The organism is Elusimicrobiaceae bacterium, assembly GCA_028700325.1.
Lineage (GTDB): Bacteria > Elusimicrobiota > Elusimicrobia > Elusimicrobiales > Elusimicrobiaceae > JAQVSV01.
The window spans coordinates 1-9,034 of sequence record JAQVSV010000079.1 but is presented as its reverse complement, the minus strand read 5'-3'; the positions used below and the strand labels follow the sequence as shown (position 1 = coordinate 9,034).

General features: G+C 59.7%; 11 protein-coding genes. 4 read left to right on the top strand and 7 right to left on the bottom strand.

Annotation, left to right across the window (positions count from 1 at the left end):
* Window positions 1-267, bottom strand: a 267-nt coding sequence (locus PHW69_08770) for a hypothetical protein (GenBank protein ID MDD4005276.1), incomplete at its 3' end; no start/stop codon positions are given.
* Window positions 268-390: 123 nt separating this feature from the next.
* On the opposite strand from PHW69_08770, the gene PHW69_08765 reads away from it, so the two are divergent.
* Complete coding sequence (locus tag PHW69_08765) at window positions 391-1,137, top strand: acyltransferase (protein ID MDD4005275.1); 747 nt, start codon at window positions 391-393, stop codon at window positions 1,135-1,137.
* Here PHW69_08765 and PHW69_08760 read toward each other — a convergent pair.
* The 6 genes from PHW69_08760 to PHW69_08735 form a co-directional block, all read right to left on the bottom strand.
* A complete protein-coding gene (locus PHW69_08760) occupies window positions 1,134-1,889 on the bottom strand; it encodes a Nif3-like dinuclear metal center hexameric protein (GenBank protein ID MDD4005274.1) in 756 nt (251 codons plus the stop codon). The genes PHW69_08765 and PHW69_08760 overlap by 4 nt on opposite strands.
* 20 nt (window positions 1,890-1,909) lie before the next feature.
* A complete protein-coding gene (locus PHW69_08755; GenBank protein ID MDD4005273.1) occupies window positions 1,910-2,629 on the bottom strand; it encodes a hypothetical protein in 720 nt (239 codons plus the stop codon).
* A gap of 7 nt (window positions 2,630-2,636) precedes the next feature.
* A complete protein-coding gene (locus tag PHW69_08750) occupies window positions 2,637-3,095 on the bottom strand; it encodes a cyclic nucleotide-binding domain-containing protein (protein ID MDD4005272.1) in 459 nt (152 codons plus the stop codon).
* Window positions 3,088-3,777 carry a CsgG/HfaB family protein gene (locus tag PHW69_08745; protein ID MDD4005271.1) on the bottom strand — a complete coding sequence of 230 codons (690 nt, stop codon included), beginning with the start codon at window positions 3,775-3,777 and terminating at the stop codon, window positions 3,088-3,090. The genes PHW69_08750 and PHW69_08745 overlap by 8 nt, the downstream gene beginning before the upstream one ends.
* On the bottom strand, window positions 3,774-4,238 hold the full coding sequence (locus PHW69_08740; protein MDD4005270.1) for a tetratricopeptide repeat protein: 465 nt from the start codon (window positions 4,236-4,238) through the stop codon (window positions 3,774-3,776). The genes PHW69_08745 and PHW69_08740 overlap by 4 nt, the downstream gene beginning before the upstream one ends.
* A gap of 246 nt (window positions 4,239-4,484) precedes the next feature.
* Window positions 4,485-4,934 (bottom strand): hypothetical protein, encoded by a 450-nt coding sequence (locus PHW69_08735; protein ID MDD4005269.1) that lies wholly within the window; start codon window positions 4,932-4,934, stop codon window positions 4,485-4,487.
* A gap of 434 nt (window positions 4,935-5,368) precedes the next feature.
* Here PHW69_08735 and PHW69_08730 point away from each other — a divergent pair, with 434 nt between their 5' ends.
* From PHW69_08730 to PHW69_08720, 3 genes are all read left to right on the top strand, one after another.
* Window positions 5,369-6,184, top strand: a complete 816-nt coding sequence (locus PHW69_08730) for a squalene/phytoene synthase family protein (GenBank protein ID MDD4005268.1) — start codon at window positions 5,369-5,371, stop codon at window positions 6,182-6,184.
* Window positions 6,177-6,734, top strand: coding sequence for a dCTP deaminase (gene dcd / locus PHW69_08725; protein ID MDD4005267.1), 558 nt, complete (start codon window positions 6,177-6,179; stop codon window positions 6,732-6,734). Before PHW69_08730 ends, dcd begins: the two co-directional genes overlap by 8 nt.
* An 11-nt stretch (window positions 6,735-6,745) precedes the next feature.
* Window positions 6,746-9,034: tetratricopeptide repeat protein (locus PHW69_08720; protein MDD4005266.1), on the top strand; the 2,289-nt coding region annotated here is incomplete at its 3' end.

The following is a 9,034-nucleotide window of genomic DNA, read 5'->3' as shown; positions in this document are numbered from 1 at the left end:
GCCTTCCTGGTACAGCCCCACGTTACGGAACGACACCGTATAGTATTTAAGGCTTTTCAGTTCGACGCAGAGTCCGCCGTCCGGGTAATACTCTATAACCAGGTCGGCAATGTCGGGCAGGCCGGAAAACGGGCAGACCGCCGAGAATTCCGGCGTGGCGGTGGCTATATATTCATCCTTCCCGTCGAAAGGGAAAGTTTCAAGGAAATCGGTCCGGATGGTTTCCGGCCCGGAAAATTCAAAAATATGGCCTTCGGCTTTTGGCATTGGCTTCCTCCGCTGTCCATATTATAACAAACCGGGCCCCGGACAAGGGACAGGCGCCCGGCGCGGATTTTTGCTAGACTGTGCGCAGCGGCCGCGAACGCGTTTGCGGCAAGGAGAGTCCAGATGACGATTTTAGACAGGAAGCTGGCCCGTATCGCCGATTTCATAACCGCCGGAGTCACCGCCCGGACCGCCGCGGAAATAATGGAACTGCTCTGCGTGCCCGGCCTGAGCGCGCAGGAACTTTCCGAAGCCCGGCTTTACCCGGAATATCTGCCCGCCGGCACAAACGCTTTCACCGAGGAAACGCGCTGCCTCCACTTCCTGTGGGACTCGCTGGACCGCAGCCCGCTGTGTTCGGCGGTTAATTTCGCCATTCCGCTGCGCCGGCTGATCGCCGGAAAACTTTTTAAAAAATGCGGCGCGGATTTCACCTGCGAACGCAACGTGCGCTTTAATTTCGGCCCCAATATAGAAGTGGGCGACAACGTGTTTTTCAACGAAGGCGTGTTTCTTGATTCAAAAGGCGGCATTCAAATCGGCAATCACAGCGCGCTCGCGGAATTTGTGGTCGTCTTCACCCACAACCACAACGAAAGCCGCCACGCGCAGCGGACGTACGCGCCCGTCGTGATCGGGGATTACTGCAAAATCTACACCCACGCAATGCTGCTGCCGGGCATCACCGTCCGGCGGCAGGGCATTGTGGCTGCGTGCGCGCTGGTCGCGCATGACGTGCCGGAAAACACGCTCGTGGCGGGCATTCCGGCGCGGGCCGTCCGGCCGCGCGAAACCTGCGGGCGCAACGGAGCCGAACTGGAACACGTCTGGCTTTCGCCCGGCTCGTTTTCCGAACAGGCTGGAAGTTAAAACGGGTTCGGCACGTCAATGAATTCGGTTTTAACGCCGAATTTTCCGGCAAGCGCCTCGGCCAGCGCGATAACGCCCGCTTTTTCCGAGTTGTAATGGCCCAGCGCCATGAAGGACGCGCCGCCTTCGCGGCACCACTCCCAGGCGGGTTCGCTCGGCTCGCCGGTTATGAAAAGATCGAGCCCGCTGTTTACCGCCTCGGCCGCCAGGCCGCCGGCGCCGCCTGATACCACGCCTACGGTTCTGATTTTCGCCGGGCCGAAAGCCGCCGTCCGGCATTCCGCCCCGAACGCCTTTTCAAATATTTTCTCGATTGACGCCAGTGATTTGGGCGTTTTCAGCTCGCCCCTGAACCCGATCGCCGTGTCGTGATAACTACCGAACGGTTTTATCGCGCGCGCGCCGAGCAGCTTTAGCAGGCGCGCGTTGTTGCCGCACACCGGGTGCGCGTCCAGCGGCAGATGATAGGCGGCGAAATTCAGGTCATTTTTAATAAGCTGCGCCACGCGCGCGCGCAAGCCGCCGGTAAGCCGGACGGGGCCGTCCCAGAACAGGCCGTGATGCGTAATCACCATGTCCGCGCCAAGGCCTGCCGCGCGTTTAAACAGTTCGAGCGACGCCGATACTCCGAAAACTATATGCTTCACCGTCGTGCGGCCCTGCACCTGCAGGCCGTTTTGCGAAGCGTCTCGAAACGCGCCGACCCTGAGATACCTGTCCAGAAAAGCCACAATGCAGTCACGTTGCGCCATAACGCCTCCGTTTCGGGTTTCTACTGATGCGGCCCGATAAAATCCCGCAGTTCGTCCGCTATGACCAGCGCCGCCACGAACTGCCCGCGCAGAAAATCCGTCCGGGCGGGTCCGGCCGGCGGCATGGGCATGCCGCCGGCAATAAGATAAGAGCCTTCGGCTCCTTCAATGCCGCGCAAAGCGACACTGTTAAGTTTTTCAAGCAGCACCCGCAGCCGGCCGGTACGCGCTTTTTCGGCGAAATCGCGCAGCACATCCTTAAAACTCAGCGGAGGCGGCAGATATTCGCGCCGGCGGCCGGGTATGCTCCAGGTGTTTTCAGAATGATCGAACCGGATCTCGTACCGCCCGACCGGCCCGGTTTTCGGCATCAGCTGGCTGGGAGTGTACCAGGCGGTCATCGCGCACAGCTCCCCGCGGCCCGCGGCGGCCTGCGAAAACAGGTGGTACATGGCGAGCCCGTAATAAACCGGATAGCCCAGCCGCTCCAGATGCAGCAGCCTCAGCAGCCGGTCTTTCTGGACGGTATCGTTCATGCTGTAGCGGTACCCGCTTTTTTCCGTGCGCGGGCATTTCATCTGCACCAGGAACCCGCGCCCTCCCACGCCCGGCGCGGCGTCATAAGCCAGGCCCGGCTTGAAAGACGGCGCGATAGCGAGGCTTTCCGCGCCGAATTCCGCGCGCAGGAGTTCCGTTATCCGAGTCGCGCAGGTCATTTCTATGGTGCGTTCTGAAATCATGGTAAATTCACAGGCGGAACAGCTCCAGGATCCGTCTGGAAGCGGTCTTCCTGAGCCTGGCGAGCAGCGCCGGATAATCCCGCGCCAGCAGGCCGAAACTTTCGGCCTCGAACACAACCGCCGAGCAATCGGTTTCGGCGCGCACGCTGGCGGAGCGCGGAACGTCAATAAGAAAAGCGATCTCGCCGAAAATATCGCCCGGTTCCAGTGTGCCGAGCAGCCGCTCCTTATTGTCCGGGCCGCTGCGGTACACCGCCGCACGGCCGCGGTAGAGCATGAACACTTCGCGGTCCTGCCCGCCTTCGGTTATGATTTCCGCGCCGCGCCGGAATTCGAAAATGCCGCGCGGCATCGCCCTGACCAGCGCCGACAGCGCCGGATCGAACCCCGCCACTCCCAGCGCGTTCTCTATCCATTCCAGCTCGACCGGCCCGGCCGGATGTTTGGACTGGTATTTATCAGCCACCGGTTGCCACCCCCGCGGAGATCGCCTTGTTCCAGTCGCGCCGCAACTGGGTAATCAGATAGGACGCGCACGTCTCGACCGACATCATCGCGCTCGCGCCTTCGTCGGTATAGGTGCCGACCCATATTATCTCGGCGGTTTCCACATCCACCAGCTTGCAGGTTATGCCCACCTGCGCGTAAATGGTGTAAACGTGAGGATCCTGCCGGGTTTCGCGGGTAACTTTCGTGCCGGACCGCTGGATTTCCGGCGCATAGGACCCGTCAGCCCGGCGAACATTGTTGGTGGTGTAAACCGGCTCTTCGTAGATGTTCTGGGTTTCTACCATGGAAACGTCCTTCTTCTCCGGCGTGTAGGAAAAAACCTCGCCGATAAACAGCGCGTCCACGCCCAGCACCCGGCCCAGCTGTTTGGCCGTTTCGGGCGAGATGTAACCCTGCACCGAGATTTTCTGCTCCTCCAGCACTTTGTCTATCTGCGACCGGTCAACTATCTTGAACCCCTGCTGTATGAGATATTTTGAAAAAATGTTTTCCGCGCCCTGCAGATCCCTGTAATGCGAGTCAAAACGCAGCATGCCGATCCTTTTCACTTTTTTCAGGTCATAGTTCGGGTTGACGACAGTAGCCGGCATACACCCGGCGCACAGCGCAAGCAACAGAAGCGGCAAATATTTTTTCACTTGGTAATGTCCTCTATGCGGTCAATATGCTTGCGCGCCATATGCTGTTTTCCCGGGTCGGTTTCAAGAGAGAGCACTTTCGTCCAGGCGTCGCGGGCTTTGTCCCAGTACGGGCGGGGCGAAAGCGGCGGCTGGGTTGAAACGGCAAGCGCCTCGTAGCCGAACGCGAGAGTCGCGTAAGTACGCACGCCGCGCTCTCCGAGAGAAATAGCTTTTTCGATGCTGCTGACCGCGTCGGCGTACCGGCCCATCCCCTGATACACCAGCCCCAGATTAAGATACAGGCTCGCGTTTTCAGGCGCGAGCCGGATGGCTTCGTTAAATTTGGCGATCGCCTCTTCCTGTTTTCCCTCGTTGGACAGGCGCGTCGCTTCGCCCGCCAGATCACTTACGCCGGCCGCGGCGTTTGCCAGCCCCGCAAACAGCCATGCCGCAACCAGCAGATTGAGCGTCTTTCTCATATGCAATCTCCTCGTTATACACTTATATGTTATCCGCTTTGGCAACCCGCCGCAAGCGATTTTTTGGCAGGCCAGCCGGCAAATACGGGCGGGTCCGGCACGGGGAAAACCGGCCGGCTGTGCGGGAAAGCCGGCCCTGAACGCCTGCAGGATTTCGCAGCAGTTGCAAATAAAGGCGGTTAAACAAAACTCCCCCGGCTTCTGTCGGGGGAGTTTTAGCTGTCGGTTCGGAAACCGTCCGCGCGGTTACTGTGTGCAAACCACGTCGTAATATCTCCCGTCTATCATGGCGCTCGCTCCCAAAAAGCCGGAGTCAATGGAACCGAGAGAATTGATCACCGGTTTTTGCGTGTCGGACGAAGACAATACGAAAGTGCTTTCCAGCATATAGACAATACTGGCGTCAAGCGTCTGGTTCGCCAGTATGCGGTTTTCTTTCCTGATAACATGCACAATGAAACTCACGCCGTTATCAAACTTCACTCCGGGGTTATTGTATGTCGCGCCCATGCAAAAAAGCTTGCCTTCCGGAATATCAATTGATTTTCCCGCGCTGGTGTTTTCCCATTTGCCATTTACTATTTCCCGGACAACTCCCGAACATTTCCGTAATTTCGAACAGCTTTTTGAAGCAGGCGCGGCGGACACGCCGCCGCACATCATTCCCAGAATCGCTGCTATAACAATCTTTTTCATGCCATCTCTCCTCGTTTCATTTGAACGCGCCGGAAAAAGCACATGCTGTCTGTTTTTATTATTGCCGACAATGCCAGTCTCTGTCAAGGGTCCTCCGGACATATTCCGCGGGTTTCCGGGAAAGCATTGCAGAAATTACCGAATCGTTTTTCTGCGCTCTGCGGATTCGCAGGAGCAGGGCGTCCGGCTCACCTCCGCCGGCAAAGTGTTTTGGCGTGGCAATTGCCCGGACGCTTGCGCGGGCATGCACGCAACTGCCCGATGCGAACTTGTGCCGGCTTGCCGCGCTTTTATTTCCAGGACAGCCCGGTTGCGCCGCGCGCGGATAAAACCGTTTATTGCTGGGTAACGCGGCCCGGACGACCTCCGCCTTATGCCGCCAGCGCGCCGGCAGGCCGCTTAATTTTGTAATATAGCTGTTGGTAAAATCTAAAATGACCGCAAAACGCCCGGAATCCGGTTCCTCGTTCCGACCAGCTTTTCTGTTCCTGTCAACGGAGAAGCGGGACGCGCTGTCCGCCGTTTACGGCTACTGCCGCGCGGTGGACGACGCCGTGGATGAACCCGGCGGACAAAACCCCCGCGATCTGGTGCGGTTCTGGCGCGAGGAAACCGGCCGGCTGTACGAAAGCCGGCCCACCCATCCGGTCACGAAAGCTCTGCTGGAACCGGTAAGGCAATTCGGCCTGAAAAAAGAGCATCTGCTGCTGGTGCTCAACGGCGTGGCGCTTGATCTGGACGTATACCGCTACGAAACATTCGATGATTTGAAAAAATACATGTTCGGCGTGGCTTCGGCCGTGGCGCACCTGTGCCTGAGCATTTTCGGCTATACCGCGACCGACCGCGACGCCATGTGCGAAAACATGGGCTATTCGGTGCAGCTGACCAACATCATCCGCGACGTCGCGTCCGATTCCTCGCGCGGCCGGATCTACCTGCCGCTTGAGGACCTGCGCCGGTTCGGCGTAAGCGAAGCCGAAGTGCTCGACCGGCAGCTGACCCCGAACCTGCGCGCGCTGCTTCAATTCGAGTCGGCCCGCGCGAAAGAGTATTACCGCGTAACCCGCACGCTCATCGCGCCGCAGGACCGGGGAAGGCTGTTTTCCTGCTCGGTCATGTCGGCGGTATACGAAGCGGTGCTGGACAAGATAACGGCACGCGATTACGACGTGTTTCACGGCAAGGTGAAACTTAACGGTTTGCAAAAACTAAAGGCTTTTTACGCCGCGTGGAGGGTACATGATTAAATCGGACAAATGGATCAGGAAGATGGCGACGGAACACGGCATGATCGCCCCGTACTGCGAGGATCTGGTGGCGAAAGGGAAAGTGTCGTACGGCCCGTCTTCCTACGGCTACGACATCCGCGTGGCTGATGAATACAAGGTGTTCACCGACGTGTTCTGCCCGGTGATAGACCCCAAGAATTTCGACCCCAGATCGTTCGTGGACATCAAAGCCGATTCCTGCATAGTGCCGCCGAACTCGTTCGCGCTCGCGCGCTCGGTGGAATATTTCAAAATCCCGAAAGACGTGCTGGGCCTGTGCATCGGCAAAAGCACCTACGCGCGGTGCGGAATAGTGGTGAACATCACGCCGCTTGAAGCGGGCTGGGAAGGCTATCTCACTATCGAAATTTCCAACACCACGCCGCTGCCGGCGAAAATTTATTCCAACGAAGGAATCGCCCAGCTGCTGTTTTTCCAGTCGGACGAGCAGTGCACAACCACCTATGCCGACCGCAAGGGCAAATACCAGTCGCAGGTGGGCGTGACGATCCCGAGGATCCTGCAGTAGTTCAACGCCTTATGCACCGCCTGACGCCTGTTCTGCTGGTATCGCTTCTCCTGTCCGCGCCGTACGGCCTTGGCGCGGAACAGGACGGCGCGCTGCAGACGGGCCTGGCTGCCGTCAGCGCGGCCGTGGCTAAAAAAGATTATCCGGAAGCGGACAGCCTGCTGGCCCGGCTGACCGAGCAGTTCCCCGGCAATCCGCAGCTGCGCGGGCTGCGCGGCGTGGTGCTGGCCGAAATGGGCCCCGCTTACGCGGCCCGGGCCGCGGCCCTGCTGGAACCTTCGGCGGAACTGTTCCCGCAGACGGCGCAATACCGCGCCGCCCTGTGCCGCGCGTACACAGCGCTGGGCGGCGAGGATGAGCTGGAGAAAGCCGTCAGCAGCTGCAAACAGGCGCTCGCGCTGGAGCCGGACAGCGTTGACACCGCGCTCCTGCTGGCGCAGGCTTACGGCGCGCAGAACAAATACAGGACGGCGTTTAAATATTTCCGGCGGGTCAAGTCGGCCAGGCCGCAGGATTTCCGCGCGCTTTACGGGCTTGGCCGAGGCTATCTGGCGAGAAACAACCCCAGAAAAGCGCTGGCGGAGCTGACGCTGGCGGAACACAATGCGTCGCTTCCGTCATGGAAAGCGACGGCGCGGGAGCAGGCGCAGATCTCGCTGGCGGTGGGCGACGCCTATGCCGCGCTGGGCAACCGGAAAGCGGCGCTTCAATCGTACGACTCCGCCGCCGAAACCTGCCCGGTTCCCGAAATAGCCGCGCTCGCGGCGGAGCGGGCGGAAAACCTGCCGCGCGGCAAACAGACGAATGCCTCGCTTTCGGATCTTGACCGGCACGACCGGCTGCGAGAGCTTCAGCGCAACCCCAAAAACCCGGAAGAAATAATTTTCACCCCCGCGAGAGTCGTCCTTACCGACCGCCAGAAAGCGGATTTCAGGAACTGCGTAAAAGCGGCCGCGCGCCTGTTCACCGCAAAGGATAATTCCGCGGCCGCGGAAAAATATCGCGCCTGCCTGCAAATCCAGCCCGGCGACGCTAACGCCCGCATAAGCCTCGCGGGGGTTCTGCTGCTGCTGAACAGGCTGGGCGCGGCGCACCGGGAATTTGAACGCGGCATGCGGCTGCTGCCGCCCGATTCGCCCATGATCGGCTACTGCCGCTCCCGCCAGGGCGATATAGAAATGAAACGGGCGCGGCCGGAAAAAGCCGCCGAATATTACCGTCAGGCCATCGCCATTGACCCGACCGAAGTGAACGCGCTGGTCGGGCTGGGCCGCTATCATGAGGAAAACAGGGAGTGGAATGCCGCCCATGACGCTTATCAGGCCGGCCTGACGCTGGAACCAGCCAATGCCGCCGCCAATGAAGGGCTGCGGCGGGTGGAGCCGCTGCTCGCGACCGACACCGAAATCCTGGCCGAACTGAAACTGCGCCGCGCGCTGCCCGAATCCGCCGTCACGCTCGCGCCCGCCGACCGCGAAACGTTCCGCCTGATGCATAAATACGAAGCCATGCGGGCTATTGATTATCTGGAGCGCCGGCTGAAATTCCTGCCCGGAAATTATACGGTGACGAAAGGCGAGAAAGCCCCGGAGTTCCGGCTGCTGCTGTCGCAGGAAGGCTTTAACGCGTATATCAGGGTCGTCACGAATGAGCTGCTGAAAAAACTCGAGTCCGACGGGGTCAGACCGCGCGCCATTTTTACCGTGACCGACAAATACGCCGCGCCGGTTTTCGACGAACGCGGCCTGATAACCGAACCAGGCATGGAAGTTTTCTACGCCAGCCTGATCAGCGAAAAAGCCTACTACCTGCCGCAGGAGGCAATCCCTGACGAGGTGCTCGCCGCGATGTCGCCGGACGAAGTCACGAAACTGCAGTACCGGCGCAAGGGGTATGACGAAGTAACCGGGCCGGAAGTGCAATGGCTGGCCGACATAACCCGCTGCCCGCAGGATGTGCTTGAAGAAAAACTTGACCTTACCGCCGTAGCCGGCCAGAATGACACGCTGTATTTCCTGCCGGGCCGGGCGCAGGGAACCGGAAACGGAATGCTGCAAAACCTGCTGGCCCGCTACCGGGAAGGCGATGCGCGGCTGCTGAAAAAAGCCGGGCCGGAAGTTACGCCGCTGCAAACCCCGATCCCGCTTGATTATGAAGCGATCTGCGACAGCGGCGGATCCGTTAAAAAACTCAAAACCGGGTTTGACCAGCCGGAAGAAACCGAACCCCGGACTTTGATGTCGCCAGCCGAACCGCAAATTTCGATCTCCAGCGAGCCAACCGCCAATGAACTCGACCCG

Excerpts from the sequence above, each read along its gene's own strand:
- PHW69_08755 (MDD4005273.1), bottom strand. The coding sequence starts at position 2,629 with ATGATTTCAGAACGCACCATAGAAATGACCTGCGCGACTCGGATAACG.
- dcd (MDD4005267.1), top strand. The coding sequence starts at position 6,177 with ATGATTAAATCGGACAAATGGATCAGGAAGATGGCGACGGAACACGGC.
- PHW69_08765 (MDD4005275.1), top strand. The coding sequence starts at position 391 with ATGACGATTTTAGACAGGAAGCTGGCCCGTATCGCCGATTTCATAACC.
- PHW69_08730 (MDD4005268.1), top strand. The coding sequence starts at position 5,369 with ATGACCGCAAAACGCCCGGAATCCGGTTCCTCGTTCCGACCAGCTTTT.
- PHW69_08760 (MDD4005274.1), bottom strand. The coding sequence starts at position 1,889 with ATGGCGCAACGTGACTGCATTGTGGCTTTTCTGGACAGGTATCTCAGG.
- PHW69_08740 (MDD4005270.1), bottom strand. The coding sequence starts at position 4,238 with ATGAGAAAGACGCTCAATCTGCTGGTTGCGGCATGGCTGTTTGCGGGG.
- PHW69_08735 (MDD4005269.1), bottom strand. The coding sequence starts at position 4,934 with ATGAAAAAGATTGTTATAGCAGCGATTCTGGGAATGATGTGCGGCGGC.